This is a genomic window from Agrobacterium sp. K11, assembly GCF_059429395.1.
On record NZ_JCAHRB010000019.1, the window covers coordinates 1 to 14553 of the forward strand.

The 14553-nt window shown below is 58.4% G+C and carries 17 protein-coding genes and 3 pseudogenes; 6 read left to right on the forward strand and 14 right to left on the reverse strand.

Annotated features, from left to right (window positions below; translation table 11 throughout):
- A pseudogene (locus AC5SEO_RS25515) lies at positions 1-131 on the forward strand (transglutaminase family protein); the annotation flags it as partial.
- Positions 132-235: 104 nt separating this feature from the next.
- A pseudogene (locus AC5SEO_RS25520) lies at positions 236-773 on the forward strand (IS6 family transposase); the annotation flags it as partial.
- On the opposite strand, the gene AC5SEO_RS25525 reads toward AC5SEO_RS25520, so the two are convergent.
- The 12 genes and pseudogenes from AC5SEO_RS25525 to AC5SEO_RS25580 all read right to left on the reverse strand — a co-directional run bounded on the left by AC5SEO_RS25525 (position 743) and on the right by AC5SEO_RS25580 (position 9348).
- On the reverse strand, positions 743-886 hold the full coding sequence (locus tag AC5SEO_RS25525) for a hypothetical protein (RefSeq protein ID WP_162705631.1): 144 nt from the start codon (positions 884-886) through the stop codon (positions 743-745). The pseudogene AC5SEO_RS25520 and the gene AC5SEO_RS25525 overlap by 31 nt on opposite strands.
- A complete protein-coding gene (locus AC5SEO_RS25530; protein ID WP_495364152.1) occupies positions 883-1740 on the reverse strand; it encodes a nucleotidyl transferase AbiEii/AbiGii toxin family protein in 858 nt (285 codons plus the stop codon). Before AC5SEO_RS25530 ends, AC5SEO_RS25525 begins: the two co-directional genes overlap by 4 nt.
- Positions 1741-1753: 13 nt before the next feature.
- On the reverse strand, positions 1754-2365 hold the full coding sequence (locus AC5SEO_RS25535) for an AbiEi antitoxin N-terminal domain-containing protein (protein WP_112401946.1): 612 nt from the start codon (positions 2363-2365) through the stop codon (positions 1754-1756).
- A gap of 249 nt (positions 2366-2614) precedes the next feature.
- The gene (locus tag AC5SEO_RS25540; protein WP_112401950.1) at positions 2615-3334 is read right to left on the reverse strand and encodes an IS6 family transposase; all 720 of its coding nucleotides are present in this window, start codon (positions 3332-3334) and stop codon (positions 2615-2617) included.
- Between the two features lie 307 nt (positions 3335-3641).
- Positions 3642-4361, reverse strand: a pseudogene (locus AC5SEO_RS25545) (SDR family oxidoreductase).
- 35 nt (positions 4362-4396) lie between these two features.
- Positions 4397-4738 (reverse strand): hypothetical protein, encoded by a 342-nt coding sequence (locus AC5SEO_RS25550; protein WP_112401944.1) that lies wholly within the window; start codon positions 4736-4738, stop codon positions 4397-4399.
- A 14-nt stretch (positions 4739-4752) separates the two neighbouring features.
- Positions 4753-5634: an NAD(P)-dependent oxidoreductase gene (locus AC5SEO_RS25555; protein ID WP_112401943.1), complete on the reverse strand. Its 882-nt coding sequence runs from the start codon at positions 5632-5634 to the stop codon at positions 4753-4755.
- A gap of 57 nt (positions 5635-5691) precedes the next feature.
- Positions 5692-6423: an amino acid ABC transporter ATP-binding protein gene (locus AC5SEO_RS25560; RefSeq protein WP_112401942.1), complete on the reverse strand. Its 732-nt coding sequence runs from the start codon at positions 6421-6423 to the stop codon at positions 5692-5694.
- 57 nt (positions 6424-6480) lie between these two features.
- A complete protein-coding gene (locus AC5SEO_RS25565; protein ID WP_051376987.1) occupies positions 6481-7269 on the reverse strand; it encodes a transporter substrate-binding domain-containing protein in 789 nt (262 codons plus the stop codon).
- A 65-nt stretch (positions 7270-7334) separates the two neighbouring features.
- Positions 7335-7991, reverse strand: a complete 657-nt coding sequence (locus AC5SEO_RS25570; RefSeq protein ID WP_035201049.1) for an amino acid ABC transporter permease — start codon at positions 7989-7991, stop codon at positions 7335-7337.
- 1 nt (position 7992) lies between these two features.
- Positions 7993-8679 carry an amino acid ABC transporter permease gene (locus AC5SEO_RS25575; RefSeq protein ID WP_076845996.1) on the reverse strand — a complete coding sequence of 229 codons (687 nt, stop codon included), beginning with the start codon at positions 8677-8679 and terminating at the stop codon, positions 7993-7995.
- A gap of 36 nt (positions 8680-8715) precedes the next feature.
- Positions 8716-9348, reverse strand: a complete 633-nt coding sequence (locus AC5SEO_RS25580) for an HD domain-containing protein (RefSeq protein WP_112401941.1) — start codon at positions 9346-9348, stop codon at positions 8716-8718.
- A gap of 72 nt (positions 9349-9420) precedes the next feature.
- Here AC5SEO_RS25580 and AC5SEO_RS25585 point away from each other — a divergent pair, with 72 nt between their 5' ends.
- Complete coding sequence (locus AC5SEO_RS25585) at positions 9421-10356, forward strand: LysR family transcriptional regulator (RefSeq protein WP_448781990.1); 936 nt, start codon at positions 9421-9423, stop codon at positions 10354-10356.
- 17 nt (positions 10357-10373) lie between these two features.
- Here AC5SEO_RS25585 and cynR read toward each other — a convergent pair whose 3' ends face one another.
- Positions 10374-11273 (reverse strand): transcriptional regulator CynR, encoded by a 900-nt coding sequence (gene cynR, locus AC5SEO_RS25590; RefSeq protein WP_080802497.1) that lies wholly within the window; start codon positions 11271-11273, stop codon positions 10374-10376.
- 111 nt (positions 11274-11384) lie between these two features.
- Between cynR and AC5SEO_RS25595 the strand changes: the two genes are divergently transcribed.
- The 3 genes from AC5SEO_RS25595 to AC5SEO_RS25605 all read left to right on the forward strand — a co-directional run bounded on the left by AC5SEO_RS25595 (position 11385) and on the right by AC5SEO_RS25605 (position 13361).
- Positions 11385-12044, forward strand: coding sequence for a carbonic anhydrase (locus tag AC5SEO_RS25595; RefSeq protein ID WP_035201055.1), 660 nt, complete (start codon positions 11385-11387; stop codon positions 12042-12044).
- 30 nt (positions 12045-12074) lie between these two features.
- Positions 12075-12545 carry a cyanase gene (cynS, locus tag AC5SEO_RS25600; protein WP_495364153.1) on the forward strand — a complete coding sequence of 157 codons (471 nt, stop codon included), beginning with the start codon at positions 12075-12077 and terminating at the stop codon, positions 12543-12545.
- A 351-nt stretch (positions 12546-12896) separates the two neighbouring features.
- Complete coding sequence (locus AC5SEO_RS25605) at positions 12897-13361, forward strand: nuclear transport factor 2 family protein (RefSeq protein WP_035201506.1); 465 nt, start codon at positions 12897-12899, stop codon at positions 13359-13361.
- Between the two features lie 140 nt (positions 13362-13501).
- Here AC5SEO_RS25605 and AC5SEO_RS25610 read toward each other — a convergent pair whose 3' ends face one another.
- A complete protein-coding gene (locus AC5SEO_RS25610; protein WP_112401938.1) occupies positions 13502-14500 on the reverse strand; it encodes a GlxA family transcriptional regulator in 999 nt (332 codons plus the stop codon).
- Positions 14501-14553: the final 53 nt, after the last annotated feature.

Sequence of the window (14553 nt, forward strand, 5' to 3'; positions counted from 1 at the left end):
GGGTGGCGCGGGATCCGAAGCAGGCAGTTCCTTTGTGGGGAAGTTACGACGGAACGGCCGCTGACTACGAAGGCATGTCAGTTCAGGTCAACGTCACAACGGATAATCACATCGAAACTGTGCTCGACTGATCGGAACGCATTGCCTATCCCGGCGTTTGCCCCCCCAAGCTAGTCTCACGGCAAGGTGGCCTCGCCTTAACTGCCTGTTCGAAATGACTTGATATCGGGTTTTCATGACCGAAACCCCTCTCGCCCACTTCAGACGCCAGCGATTTTCCGCTGAGATCATCGCCCATGCCGTATGGCTCTATTATCGGTTCCCGCTCAGCTTCCTTGACATCGAAGATCTGCTCGCTGAGCGCGGCATCAACGTCTCATTCCAGACCGGAATGGGCGGCGAAATTCGGCTTGAAATTTGCTCATCTGCTGCGGCACCGTTCACGAGGCCACTTCTCCGACAAGTGGCAGCTCGACGAGATGGTGGTGACGATCAAGGGAAAGAAATATTGGTTGTGGCGCGCCGTCGACGGGAACGGTTACGTGCTCGACGCCCTGCTGCAAAGCCGACGGAACAAGGCGGCCGCCTTAAAGCTGATGAGAAAGCTGCTCAAGCACCAGGGGGCCGCCCCGCGCGTGATGGTGACCGACAAGCTGCATTCTTATTCGGCCGCAAAATCCCAGTTGATGCCGCGCGTCGAACATCGCTCGCATAAGGAATTGAACAACCGAGGTGAGAACTCTCATCTTGTAGTGCGACGGCGAGAGTGGCGCGAGGTGAGCATGTAATCGCGGATGACATCGGCGTGGGCGTGGAGGTCGCCGCGCAGCTCGCTGTCGAAGGTTTCGACGTCCCAGACGTCAATGATGGCGATACCCTCGGTCATGCCTCATTCTCGTTTCTTGCTACGATCCGCGCGCATGACTGGCCGACCAACTCCCAAACCCGTTCAATGATCGATTCCAGCGAAACAGCGTCTAGTTCGAGCGATGCGGCGTAAGCACGCCATTGCCGCTGCTTCCCTTCGTCGCCAAACATCTCGACCGAGAGGCCCGGTGGGCGTTCTTTAGGGATTGGCGTCCTACGGCGTTCGAACGTCGCGCGGATGGCCGCATCCAGATCGTCGGCGGGAATGTCGATTGCGCGCGGTATCGCCCACAGGTCGTAATAGTCTTTCATGCGCCCGTTGAGAACACCAAGCGCCACCATCGCCTGGAATTTCTCGGCGATCACCGTTGCAGGCGGATAGGAACGAACCTGCGGAGCGGGAAAATCTAGCAGGGCTGGATAGTCGAGCCGCTGCGTCGCATCGGCCATAGCGTCTCCGAAGCCGATGTCGATTGTAATGGGGATGCGGGTTCTTTCGAGATAGGCTGCAGTCTTGAGACGAACGCCGCCATATTCCATTTCTTCTCGAATGACTGTTGCAGCGAGCGCATTGATGTCGAAGACGAGCCCGTCGTCGCTCTCAATCGCCATGATCTCCCCGAAGTCGGTGATCAGGCGGGCAGGATCTGCGTCCCCATGTCCGAGAAAGTCCGCATCCCGCGTCACCCGATTGTCGTCGGCCACCCAGACCGTGACCAACATACCGCCTTTCAGGACGAAGCGGTCCCTATGCGCTGAGATTGACAGGCGATACAGCAGCCGTTCGAGCGCGAACCGCACCAGCAAGACGTCGAAGGCGCGACTTTCTTTGCGGGCGATATTGAGCAGCCGATCCTTGACCGACTTCGCCATGTTCGCTGGTGCTTTAGCCATTGGAGGTGAGCGCCTCAAGATAGGGTTGCATGACCTTCCAGGCGCCGCCGGCCTTCGCGGCCTGGGCGATTGCGCTTGGAGTTGCCTTGCGTTGCTGGAGAGCAGCACGCAGTCCTTCGACAGCAACCGATCGGTCCACCAGTTTGGGGTTTCGGAACAGGTCAGCAAGGGTTTTCGGGATCGAATAGACCGGAACGTCAATGCCGGCGATTATTTGATTTTCGATGCCCTGTCGCAGATAGGGTTCCGTGAAGCGGACTATACGCAGCGGGGGATAGGACTGTACGGGCGCCCAATCTCTCGTCCCGATCGCTATCCAGACGCGCCGCGGCATCTGGTCGGTCAGTCCGTGGAAGGCGAGCGCCGACACCAGAGCGATCACGCCTTTGGGCGCACGCATGATGGCTTCAGCAAAGATCTGGTTCTCTTCGACTTCCGCGTCACGCTTCTGATAAACGCCGCGCGAGATACGCTCGATTTCACCGCCCTCGACGGCGCGCGCGATCGTTTGTGCGCTGATGCCAGCCTCGCGTAGTTCATGCGCATGCATCATGCTGCGCGCAGCGAGCAGGCTTCTGAGCTTTGCTTTTTGCGACGATGGCATGTTACAAATCCTCTAATGGTTTGCGATCTTATCAGAGGTTTTGTCACGCGTCATCCCTGCATTAGCGAATAATAGACGGCAGCCTCCAGCGAGCTCAGATTATCTGCCGGAATGTCTTTTCGATCCATTCAGCGCTAGCGAAAGTCGAGAATTGCCCCGGCCCGGCATGAATGAAACGCAACTGGCCCACCAGCATCGTAAAGTTAACGGCCGAGAAGCAATAGGATGACGCCGGCCGCGTTGTACCGCTTATATCCGAGCGATTTGCGCCCACAGGTCCATTGCCTGCGAACGCAATTCGCGATGATGGCTGGAGGAGATGTCATGTCGGGGGATGTGGAACAGGTTGGCAATTGGATCATGGATAGAGACGAAGCGCTGTAGATGTCGCTGTGACTTGAAGCGCTTCATGATCCGCTCTCGCCGCCGGATTGGTTGGTGAGAATTCTCTGCCCGATTGTTCAAGCCTTTATGCGAACGGTGCTCGACACCGGGTATGATCTCTCGCTTTGCTGCGCCGTAGGATCGCAGTTTATCAGTGATCATCAAACGCGGTGACCGGCCTTGTCCTTTCAACAGCTTACGCATCAGGCGTTTCGCCGCCTTTGCATTTCGGCGGCTTTGAACGAGAACCTCCAGGACGAAACCGTCCTGATCGACAGCACGCCACAGCCAATGCTCCTTGCCGCAAACTGAAACAACGGCCTCATCGAGGTGCCATTTATCCCCGAGCCGACCGGATGATCGGCGTCGGATCTCGTTGGCGAAGGCGCGACCGAATTTCTCCGCCCACAGCCTGACGGTTTGGTGCGAGACAGTGATCCCACGGGCAGCCAGCAAGTCCTCAACCATTCGCAGGCTCAGAGGGAAACGGAAATAGAGCCAAACCGCATAGGCGATGATCTCGGCGGGAAAGCGATGGCGGCGGTAGAGCGGGTCACGGTCTGTTATGAACCGTCGTTCGCACATCAAGGTCCACATTCCGTTAAGTTGACGACGCCCCCGGAGCCGATCGCGATATGTCCGCTTCAGCAACCGAACAGGACACGACGACATTGGGCCACCCAGCGTCCGGCCGAGCGCATCGAGCCAGGGCCAGCGGTCGGCATCGTCCAATGGCATGCCTGCCCGCATCTCTTCGACATTCGCCGCGGTATGGAGGCTGTCACCTTCAATGAAATCGGCGCCGATGCGCCGGGCGAGGCCTTCTCCCACCGCGGATTTACCGCAGCCGGAGACGCCCATGACGACCACGGGTCCGACGCCCGTCCCCATCTCAGAGGCTGATTGTGATGCCGCCATCGACATAGAGCGTGTGTCCATTCACGAAAGGTGAGGCTTTGGACGACAGAAAGACTGCCGCGCCGACGAGCTCTTCGACATCGCCCCAGCGACCGACTGGCGTGCGTTTCTCCAACCAGGCCGTGAACTCGGGATTGTCGACCAGCGCATGGTTGAACGGCGGCTTGAAATAGCCGGGCGCCAGCGCGTTGATCTGCAGGCCGTGTTTTGCCCAGTCGGTGGCCATACCGCGCGTCAGGTTTTTCACCGCGCCCTTGGTCGCCGTATAGGGCGCGATCCCGGGGCGAGCGAGTTCGCTCTGCACCGAGGCGATGTTGACGATCTTGCCGCGACCACGTGCGATCATGTGGTTGGCGACCGCCTGTCCGACATAAAAAGCACTGGAGATGTTGGTCTTCAGCAGCTGCTCCTAGCGCTCCACCGGAAACTCTTCCAGCGGGCTGCGAAACTGCATGCCAGCATTGTTGCTCAGGATATCGATTGGGCCGGTGGTGCCTTCGATCGCATCGACGCCGCGCTTGACCGCGTCGGCATCCGTCACGTCGAAATCGCCGGCCGAAACCCGAGCGCCGGTGTCAACCAGTTCGCGGACCGCGGCGTCCAGCTTGGCGCGATCGCGGCCGTTGAGCACAACCTCGGCGCCGTGCTCAGCGAGCCCGATCCCCTGCGACGAACCTGTGACGAGCGCTCGCAGACCGGCAAGGCCGAAAAGCGGGAACGTCGTTGCGCTTACGCCTGTGCCGAGAGATCGTGGATCGCGGCACTGGTGACGCGGTGATAGACCTTGCCGTCGAACATGGTCAGCAGTTGCTGTGTCTGTTCGCGCGACTGGAAGCGTGCGTCGCAGGCCATGGCGCGCTCGAGCGCGGCCTGATCCGGATAGGTGATGGCCAGAAGCAGGGGCATGGACGGCGCACCCTCGTCGCGTTCGAGCTCGCGGCAGACGGCAACGCTTACCGCGCCGTCAAATTTAGCCCATAGCGGCGTCAGCGTTTTCTCTACGAAACTGTAGAATTCGTCCTCCTTGCCGGCCTTGATCGTTCCAACGAATTCTGCGTAGCGGATCAGCATGTCATTCCTCCTCGTTAGGCCTTCGGGCCATCGTAAAACTTCATCAGGGCGGCATTGTCCGCCGCACCGAGACCTGCGGAGACCATCAGCCGATGGATCTCCATGCAAAGCGATGTCATGGGCATTGCCGTGCCGGTGTGGATGGCTAGTGACTGCGCGGCTGAGAGATCCTTGACCATGTTGTCGATGCGGCCGGTCGGCGAGTAGTCGTTGCGCGCCATCTTACCCATGAACTCCTGCAGGATCGCACTGTCGGCGCGGCCGCCACTCAGCGCCGCGGGAATCCGCTGCGCATCCACACCGGAATCGATTGCCAGCTTGGTCGCCTCGGCCACGGCGACGAAATTGAGCGCGCACAGGACTTGATTGATAAGCTTGGTCGTCTGCCCCGCGCCGCTCGGGCCCATCAGGGTCAGATTCTGGCACAGGTCATCAAGGATCGGCTTCGCCTCGGCAAAATCAACCGGGTCGCCCCCGACCATGACGGTGAGCTTACCCTCCAGCGCCTTCGGTGCGCCGCCCGAAAGCGGGCAATCCAGCCACTTCATACCGGACTCAAGGGCATCCGCGCAGAGCTGTCGTGTTGCGATCGGATCGATCGACGACATGTCGATGACCACGGTCCCCTGACGGGCTCCTTCTGCGACCCCTCTTTCGCCGAAGACGGCCTCTCGAACGATCCGCGCCGAGTTCAGGCTGAGAACAACGGCGTCGGCGCGAGCGGCCGCACCCGATGCCGACGTCGCCGGGGATGCGCCCTTGGCCTCAAGCTGCGCGAGCTTGGCCTGATCCAGGTCGAATGCGATCAAATCATGCCCTGCTGACAGAAGGCGCGAACCAATCGCATTTCCCATCACACCACAGCCGATGAGCGCGATTTTCCGTTTGGTGGACATAGCAATTCCTCTTCTGCCAAAGGCAGCCAATGTTTCGCGATAGAATGGACGGCTCGATCAGCCGACTTCGGACCGTAGGAAGGCCTGGAGCTCAGGTGTCTTCGGCGATGAAAAGAATTCGGAAGACGGGCCTTCCTCGTGGATCACTCCGTCCTTCATGAAGATCGTCCTGTTGGCGACCCGACGAGCGAAACCCATTTCATGGGTGACCAACAGCATCGTCATGCCCTGACGGCCGAGGCTTTCGATTACAGCAAGCACTTCGCCGGTCAGTTCCGGGTCGAGTGCGGATGTGACTTCATCGAACAGAAGGACCTTGGGATGCATGGCCAGTGATCGTGCGATGGCGATACGTTGCTGCTGTCCACCCGAAAGCATATCGGGATAGGCATCGAAGCGATCTTCCAGGCCGACCAGTGCGAGACACCGCTTGGCTTCTTCACGGGCCGCAGCCTTGGCCTCACCTTTCACCTGAATGGGCGCCAGCATGATGTTTTCGCCTGCCGTTAGGTGAGGGAACAGATTGTAGCTCTGAAAAACGATGCCGACGTCGCGCCGCAACTCGCGCAGCGCGGCAGGCTTTCGCGACATCCCATGACCGGCGATCTGAATCTCGCCGCTGTTGATCGTTTCCAAACCGTTGAGGCATCTCAGGAAGGTGCTTTTCCCAGACCCGCTTCGGCCGATCAGTGCGACGACCTCACCGCCCGCAACTGTCAGGGAAACGCCCTTCAGCACCTCCAGCGGCCCGAAGCTTTTCCGGATTTTGTTTGCGACTACTACGGTCATCTCAAATCTCCTGGTGGGAACGCGAGGTGCGACGAGACACCTCGCGATGGGCCGCGCTTAAAAGGACGGTAGAGTTGGCATTGGGGTTTTCATCCACTTTTCGTAGATCGCGCCAAGCTCTCCACTCTGATTGTGAACGAACAGGACGGTATTCAACCAGTGCAGAAGATCCGGATCGCCGCGACGCATGCCGACGCCGTAGAAGCTCTGAAGATAGGTCACCTTTTCCTCGAACTTGCTATCGGGATAGCGCTGCTGGAGCTGAGCTGCGATGTAATTGACGGTCCCGATTGCATCGACCTGCCCGGCAACGAGTGCGTTTAGCGTCGTGCTGTCGTCGTCAAAGCGAACCAGTTCCATACCGTCGATCTTCGCCGCAGAAAGGATCTTCTCATGCGCGGTTCCGCGAGGCACGCCGACGCGCTTGCCTTTCAAGTCTTCGAGGCTTTTGATCTCGGTACCCTGGGGGGCGATGATGACCGACTTGTGCCCGCCGTACGGATTGGAAAAAGCAACAGACAGGGCGCGTTCGGTATAGATGCCGAAGCTGGCAACAACGAAGTCGACCTTGCCGGTCTGAAGCGACGGGATGCGGCTCTGGCCGGTAACGGGCACAAGTTCGAGCTGGACACCGAGATCCTTCGCGAGCAGCTTCGCAACATCGACGTCAAGGCCATCGGGTTGCATCTGCTCATTGGTCACTCCGAAGGGAGGAACGGACAGATCCACGCCAATCATGACCTTTTTGCGGGCGATGATGTCGTCGAGCGATGAGGCGGAAGCAGCGGTTGTTCCAAACGCGATTGCCAATCCGACAAGGGGCATGAGTAGAGACTTTAAGCGCATTTTAATCCTCACAGTTTTTGAGTTCCGGGTTTAGTGAAAACGACCTTCTGCGTGTCGTTAAGAATTTAGGCGCGCGATCCGCGTTTGGCGGCTCGATGCTCCAGCCAGAGGCTGATTTGTGTCAGCGGGAAGCAGACGATGAAATAGAGTGCGGCAACCGCCAGGAAGGATTTCAGCGGCTCGAACGTGGCATTGCTGACGAGTTGTCCGGCACGTGTGATCTCGATGAAGCCGATGATCGACGCAATCGACGTTTGTTTGATGATCTGCACCAGGAAGCCGACAGTCGAAGGCATTGCCAGCCGGACCGCTTGCGGCACAATGACGAAGCGGAGGACCTTCAGCGGGTGCATGGCGAGTGCCTCGGCACTTTCCCACTGTGCTTTGGGAATGGCGCGCAAGGCGCTTTCCCAGATGGCCCCAAGGAACGCCGCCGAATTTATGGTCAAGGCGATTGCGGCCGCCGTGATCGCGCTAAGCTCGAAGCCGAAAAGCGACGGCGCGTAGTAGCAGATGAACATCAGGATCAGCAGCGGCAATCCCTGGATGAATTGCATGTAAGCCGATGTCAAAGTTCTCAGTGTCCGGCTGGTCGATATCCGCAGCAGGGCAAGTGCCGCCCCAAGTATCCCCCCGCCTACGAAGGCGATTGCGGTCAGGGTCAGGGTCCATTGAAGGGCATAGACGATGAAGAGGAATTCGTTGGTACCGAATGTGCGCATATCATGCCCTCCCGAGGAGTTTACGGCGCGAACGTGTGAATATCAGCAGACCTGCGGCGTTAAGGATGGCTCGGAAGACAAAGTTGAGGGTTACGTAGATCGCGGCGATTACCAGATAGACTTCCATCGTCCGGAACGTCTCGGAACTTGCGATCATCGCAGCCCCTGTCAGGTCCTCGACGCCGATCGCCGATACAAGGCTGGTCGAGAGCATCAGCAGGACGCATTGCGAAACGACCGGCGTGAATACCTTCTCCAGTGCGGGCGGCAGGATCACGAAACGAAGTGTCTGGAGGTACGTCAGCCCGAGGCTTTCCGCGGCTTCGAACTGGCTCCGGTGAGTGGCCTGAATGCCGCCTCTAACGATCTCGGCAATATAGCCGCCATTGTTCAGGATGAGCGCGACCAGCACCGATGTCAGGGGAGAAAGCCGTAGCCCAAGGCTTGGCAGTGCGAAGAAGATCACGAAGATCTGCACCAGCAGCGGCGTATTGCGCATCAGTTCCACGTAACAGCGTACAAGCAGGCGCGGCACAAGTCCGGGAAGCGTGGAAACGACCGCGCAGAAAACGCCAAGGGCGAAGCCGCCGAATATGCCCACGAATGAAAGCAGCATGGTCAGCCAGAGACCGCTGAGAAACTGCGACAGATATGGGACCAACGATGCGAACTGGAATGTATATGCCATTTTGCCCTCGCGTATGGTGACAGTCCGTGCCCGGTTTTATTCGGCGCCCAAGGGACGGACGCGAATGTTCTTGCCCGCCTGTGCGATCGTATCGGGATGGCATAGATCGAGGGCTGCCGCGACGAGCCACCAGGTGTGGTCGGCCTGACGGATGATGAAGCACTCTGTACTGTGGCCGATCTGACCGAACTCCATTGCGTGACCCATGCAGATATGGCCGACCTCATCGGGCAGACCGACGGAAAGGCAGACATGCGCGCCGTAGGCCGAGTGGCGGAACGTGGGATCGCCATAGCGGTCGCCACGTTCTTCGGAGCGCTTCAGCATGACGGGATCGAATTCCCAGGTCTTGCCGATGTCGTGGCAAAGCCCGCCGGCCAGGAGAATGTCGCGATCAACCTTGGCTTCGGGATATGTGGCCTTGAACTCCTCGTAGATCGACAGTGCAAGCCGGGTCACGCCGCGCAGATGCGCGTCCTGCGTACCACGCTTGAGCGAAAAGATGTTCGGGCTTCCCTCGCCCTGGATGTCGGTGACGCGATTAAAAGATGAGCGCTCGAGAGCAAAAACCCAGGCGTCGATAACCTTCTCTCGAAGTTCGTCCGACTGGATATCCGCTATCTCAGGCAGATCTTCGAGAATATGCTCACGCGAAATCGTTTTGTACATTTTTTGATCACCTGAATAAACTGCTTATTGAGCGAGCTTAAGGTTGAATGAATTCAAAATCCAATTAGGATATTGGCAGGTATCGATCGAATTTTTCTATGGAAGAAAATGGCTCTCAGTTTCTCGGCAGTCGAAGCCTTTTATTGGGCCTCTCAGTTGCGCAGCTTCAACGCCGCGGCAGAGAAGCTGAGCATCACGCAGCCGACTGTTTCGTATCGGATCAAGGAGTTGGAGGAACAACTCGGTGTTCCGCTTTTCATTCGGCAAAAACGGCAGCTGCAGCTGACCAGCGAGGGTGAAGCACTCAAGCACTACGCCGAGGCGATGATCGGCATTGCCAGAGATATCGAATCTAACATCAAGACACGCAATACGCGCCTGCCGACGCTCAGAGTGGGTGTGATGGATAGTTTCGCCGCAGTCTGCCTCCCAGCACTGCTGGACGAACTGGATGGACGCTTTGCTGAAAGCCGCATTGCAGCTACCGTCGACACGAGCCATAGCCTCGCCCGACAGCTTTCCGAAGGACTTCTCGATATCGCCGTTCTGTCGACGCCACCTGAGCACGACAACGTTGCGCTGGAACTCCTCGGCCGTCAGACGGTGGAATGGTTTGCCAGCCCCAAACTTGAAATGCCACGCGAATTCGTTTCGGACGCGATGCTCCTGCGACAACGGATATTCTCGACACCCGCGCCATCCAATCTCCACACCCTGACAACGACTGCTCTCAGCGGTAACCGCGAGCTCGGTCTCCGCCTCAATGTATGCAACAGTCTTGGAGCCATCCTCAATCTGGTCGAAGCGGGCACGGGTATCAGCATACTCCCAGGCAGACTACTTCATACGCAGCTGAAAGCGGGCACGGTGCATTCGCTGCGGACCCACTCCCGCCTACCGATGCAAGACGTGTTTATCGGGACCAACAAGGGCGCGGTGGTCAGGGCGTTGCCCCAAGTGGCCCAGATGATCCGCAAGGTGAGCGTGGACGTCGCTTTCTGTGGCTGAACAACTGCGCGGTCGCGTCACGCTTCCTGAATACCCTCCAACCCGGCCGCGACCTCTTTTGCCAGTGCGACAAAGGTCTTGGCCGCGGTACTTCGGTAGCCGTGCCGGCGCTGCATCAGTACGGCGGTACGCTGGAGGCGCACCGGATCGAGGGCAATAGCCTTCAGATCCTGATGCGCGAAGGCGATTGTTGCGGGAAGGAGTGTAGAGAGACTTGTCCGGCGTACAATTTCGACCACTGCGCTTATGGAGTTGACCTCTATCTGAACACGCGGCTGAATGCTGTGCTGACGGCAGAATCGGTCGATCTGATCTCGCGTCGCAAACTCAGGACTCAACAGCACCAGTGACTCTGCGCTCAGCGCATCAAGTCCAACGGATCTTTCACTTGCCAGAGGGTGCCCGGCTCTGACGACTAGGGCGAGGGTTTCCACCAGGAGGGAGTCGAGGTCGAGATCTGCTGTCGGCGTGCCGGAAAACGCGATCCCCACATCGATCTCGTCTAACAGCAGTAGATTCTCCATGTGCTCCTGGGAAATCTCTCGCAGATTGAGGGAGATACTCGGGTAGCGGCTGTGAAACGCCTCGACCAAGGGCCCTACCAGATAGGTCGTGAAGGTCGGCGTCACCGCCACCCTCAGCGAACCACGGCTGAGGTCGTCGACGTCGTGGAGGGCGCGCTTGGCTTCAAGGAACTCCTGCGAAGCGCGGCGCACGTATTGCAGATAGACCTCCCCGGAGTCCGTCAATCGTGTCGTACGACCCGTTCGGTCGAACAGCTGCACACCCAGGCTCTCCTCCAACAACCTGACCTGCTGCGAAAGCGCCGGCTGGGAGACATGCAAGGCCTCCGCAGCCCGCGTGAAGCTCTCTTGCTCCGCCACTGCGAGAAAGTAACGAACCTGTCGAGAGAGCATATTAAGACCTATAAGATTATCTAATCCAGCGCATAATAAACGAGACTTTTACATTATGCCACGGTCTCCGTAGTTTCATCCTCGACAGATCGCGAAACGGAGATTGCAGCGATGAAGGACATTATTGACGGCTTTCTGAAATTTCAGCGGGAAGCCTTCCCTGAGCGGGTCAAGCTGTTCAAGGACTTGGCAAATCAGCAGAATCCGCGGGCTCTGTTCATTTCCTGCTCGGACAGCCGCCTGGTGCCTGAACTGGTTACACAGCGCGAGCCGGGCGACCTCTTCGTCATCCGAAACGCCGGTAACATCGTTCCGTCTTACGGCCCCGAGCCGGGCGGCGTTTCTGCCTCCGTCGAATATGCGGTCGCGGCACTAAAGGTCTCTGACATTGTGATCTGCGGTCACTCCGATTGCGGTGCAATGACGGCCATCGCGACATGCAAATGCCTGGACCACATGCCTGCTGTGGGCAGCTGGTTGCGCTACGCGGACTCAGCCCGTGTGGTGAACGAGGCCCGGCAGCACAAGGACGAGCCTGCCAAGGTCGCATCCATGGTGCGTGAAAATGTCATCGCCCAGCTCGCCAATATCCAGACCCACCCGTCGGTGCGCCTGGCTCTCGAAGAGGGGCGCATAGCCTTGCATGGCTGGATTTACGACATCGCGAGCGGCCTTATCGAAGCTTTCGATGGCAGCAAGGGCGCCTTCGTTTCCCTTGCGGACAATCCCGAAGTCCAGGCCATCAAATATCAGGCCAGGCGCGCTGCCTGAGCCCCAATCCCAACCAAGGAGATAATACCAATGTTGCAGTCTCAAGCCACGCAGGCCGCTCGCCAAGCCCTGACGGACGTCATCCTCGCATCGAAACTCAAGAAGGACCTGAGCTACGCCCAGATCACTGAAGGCACCGGTCTGTCGGAGGCCTTCGTCACCGCAGCCCTGCTCGGCCAGCATCCTCTCCCAGCGGACGCCGCCAAGGCCGTGGGCAAGACGCTCGATCTCGACGACGCCGCCGTTGCCCTGCTTCAGACGGTTCCGATCCGCGGCAGCATCGGTAATGGTTTGCCGACCGATCCGACCATCTACCGCTTCTACGAGATCGTGCAGGTCTATGGGACCACGCTGAAGGCTCTGGTCCATGAGAAATTCGGCGACGGCATTATCAGCGCCATCAACTTCAAGCTGAGCATCGAGAAGGTTGAAGATCCAGAAGGCGGCTCCCGAGCAGTCATTACGCTCGACGGCAAATACCTTCCTACAAAGCCGTTTTGACGATGCTGATAGCCACCGCAACGCCTTGCGCGCTCGGGCTACCTCTTTCCGGTCGCGGGGCCACGCCTCGCACCTGACACGGCCGCAACCACGGGCGCCGCCGTGAATTGCCCCCGGGTTGTGACCCGAGTTGATGTGCAGACAGCTCGGATCCTCTGGGGGCTTGCGGTATCAACCCGCTTGATTGCCTAAGGCACGCATAAGCGCACCCTGTCTGTATCAATCGGTGCAGCCCAATAGATTGATAGGTACATTCGCATGAAACGCCGCACTTTCATCACAGCCCTGCCCGCCGTTACCCTCGTAGGTTCGGCACTTGCCGAAACCAGTCAAATCACGAAAGCTGCGACAGTGACACGCCCTCCGGTACCGCCCTTCACCCACGAAACCGCCATCGAAAAGGTCCGCCTGGCCGAGGACGGCTGGAACTCGCGGGATGCAGCGAAGGTCGCCTTGGCTTACTCGGTCGACACCCGCTGGCGTAACCGCGTCGAATTCGCTTCCAACCGGCAGGAAGCCCAGGCTTTCCTGGCCCGCAAATGGAATAAGGAACACGAATACCGGCTCATCAAGGAGCTTTGGGCCTTCACCGGCAACCGCGTCGCCGTTCGTTATGCCTATGAATATTGCGACGACAGCGGTCAGTGGTTCCGGGCCTATGGCAACGAGAACTGGCTTTTTGCCGCAGACGGTCTGATGTCGCACCGCCACTCTAGCATCAACGAGATGCCGATCGCCGAGGCGGATCGTAAGTTCCGTTGGGAGCTGGGCCGCCGTCCAGACGCCCATCCATCGCTGAGCGATCTCGGCCTCTAAATCGCTCTATCAATGACGTTTGACCCCGCCGGCGCAGTCCTCAGCGCTGGCGCGTTCATTTTTAAGATCGGGCGTCATTCCAGCCGGGTTGCGCTTGTCGTAACACTACAGTTCGAAATAGCCCCAGGTCTGGTGCTGCATCAATGTCGCGCATCGCCACGGTAAACATTTGGAGTTGCACCGGTCAATCGGCCGAATATTTTTCGGAATGCTGCGGGATCGGAGTATCCGACCGCCCAGGCAATGCTCTCGATGGAACCATTTGTCGTTTCCAGTAGCTGTCGCGCTTTCATGATGCGAACGTTCTGCAGATATTCGGTCAGTTTCAGCCGTGTCGCTCGGAAAAAGCGGCGTTGAAGTGTCCGTTCTGAAAGACGCACGTTCTCCGCCAACTCACCGATCGATTTTTGCAGCTCAGGCGTCGCATGAAACTGGTGCTGAACCTGCAGGACCTCCTTATCGCCATGATCGAAACGGGGAAGAAAAGCCTTGTACTGGCTCTGACTGCGACGCGGCGGATCAACGACAATAAAGCGTGCCGTCTCAAGCATCACGGCCTGCCCGAGCAGCTTCTCGACAAGGAGCAGACCAAGATCAGCCCAGGCCAGAATTCCGCCAGCGGTGATGATATCGCCATCATCGATGATCATATTATCGGGCGAGACGTCGATATTGGGAAACTGTTCAGCAAGCCTGTCTGCAAAAGCCCAGTGGGTCGTGGCACGTCGGCCGTCGATGAGCCCGGTCTCAGCAAGGACAAACGCCCCGGCACAAATCGAACAGACCGTAACACCGCGCGCATGCTGGGACGCGAGCCATCGCGAAGCCGGGCTCATGCTTTGCATCTTCTCAGGCATGATGATGCTAGGCGGCGCGATGACGTAGCTCAACGCGTGTGGGATGCCAGGGCTTGAATCCCATATGCAGGATACGTCACCACCCTCCATCTTCCAGTGACTGACCCGAATGTTGCGATAAGTTGTCGGCGCCTGCAGATTTGTAGACCAGTCGTTGGCCACGCGAAACAGATCGGTCAGTCCATAGACGGCAGCCAGCTGACAATCCGGGTAAACCAGTAAGCCCACCTCAATGAAATCAGGCGCTTTGGTATTTGCCACTTTTGCCTCGGATAAAGTCATTTCCGCCACGTGTTTCCGCCAGATAATGGCGCTAAGTTCTCTTTGTCAAATAC

Excerpts from the sequence above, each read along its gene's own strand:
- AC5SEO_RS25525 (WP_162705631.1), bottom strand. The coding sequence starts at position 886 with ATGACCGAGGGTATCGCCATCATTGACGTCTGGGACGTCGAAACCTTC.
- AC5SEO_RS25565 (WP_051376987.1), bottom strand. The coding sequence starts at position 7,269 with ATGCGCTTAAAGTCTCTACTCATGCCCCTTGTCGGATTGGCAATCGCG.
- AC5SEO_RS25580 (WP_112401941.1), bottom strand. The coding sequence starts at position 9,348 with ATGTACAAAACGATTTCGCGTGAGCATATTCTCGAAGATCTGCCTGAG.
- AC5SEO_RS25530 (WP_495364152.1), bottom strand. The coding sequence starts at position 1,740 with ATGGCGAAGTCGGTCAAGGATCGGCTGCTCAATATCGCCCGCAAAGAA.
- cynR (WP_080802497.1), bottom strand. The coding sequence starts at position 11,273 with ATGCTCTCTCGACAGGTTCGTTACTTTCTCGCAGTGGCGGAGCAAGAG.
- cynS (WP_495364153.1), top strand. The coding sequence starts at position 12,075 with ATGTTGCAGTCTCAAGCCACGCAGGCCGCTCGCCAAGCCCTGACGGAC.
- AC5SEO_RS25560 (WP_112401942.1), bottom strand. The coding sequence starts at position 6,423 with ATGACCGTAGTAGTCGCAAACAAAATCCGGAAAAGCTTCGGGCCGCTG.
- AC5SEO_RS25540 (WP_112401950.1), bottom strand. The coding sequence starts at position 3,334 with ATGTGCGAACGACGGTTCATAACAGACCGTGACCCGCTCTACCGCCGC.
- AC5SEO_RS25570 (WP_035201049.1), bottom strand. The coding sequence starts at position 7,991 with ATGCGCACATTCGGTACCAACGAATTCCTCTTCATCGTCTATGCCCTT.
- AC5SEO_RS25610 (WP_112401938.1), bottom strand. The coding sequence starts at position 14,500 with ATGACTTTATCCGAGGCAAAAGTGGCAAATACCAAAGCGCCTGATTTC.
- AC5SEO_RS25575 (WP_076845996.1), bottom strand. The coding sequence starts at position 8,679 with ATGGCATATACATTCCAGTTCGCATCGTTGGTCCCATATCTGTCGCAG.
- AC5SEO_RS25555 (WP_112401943.1), bottom strand. The coding sequence starts at position 5,634 with ATGTCCACCAAACGGAAAATCGCGCTCATCGGCTGTGGTGTGATGGGA.
- AC5SEO_RS25535 (WP_112401946.1), bottom strand. The coding sequence starts at position 2,365 with ATGCCATCGTCGCAAAAAGCAAAGCTCAGAAGCCTGCTCGCTGCGCGC.
- AC5SEO_RS25595 (WP_035201055.1), top strand. The coding sequence starts at position 11,385 with ATGAAGGACATTATTGACGGCTTTCTGAAATTTCAGCGGGAAGCCTTC.
- AC5SEO_RS25550 (WP_112401944.1), bottom strand. The coding sequence starts at position 4,738 with ATGCTGATCCGCTACGCAGAATTCGTTGGAACGATCAAGGCCGGCAAG.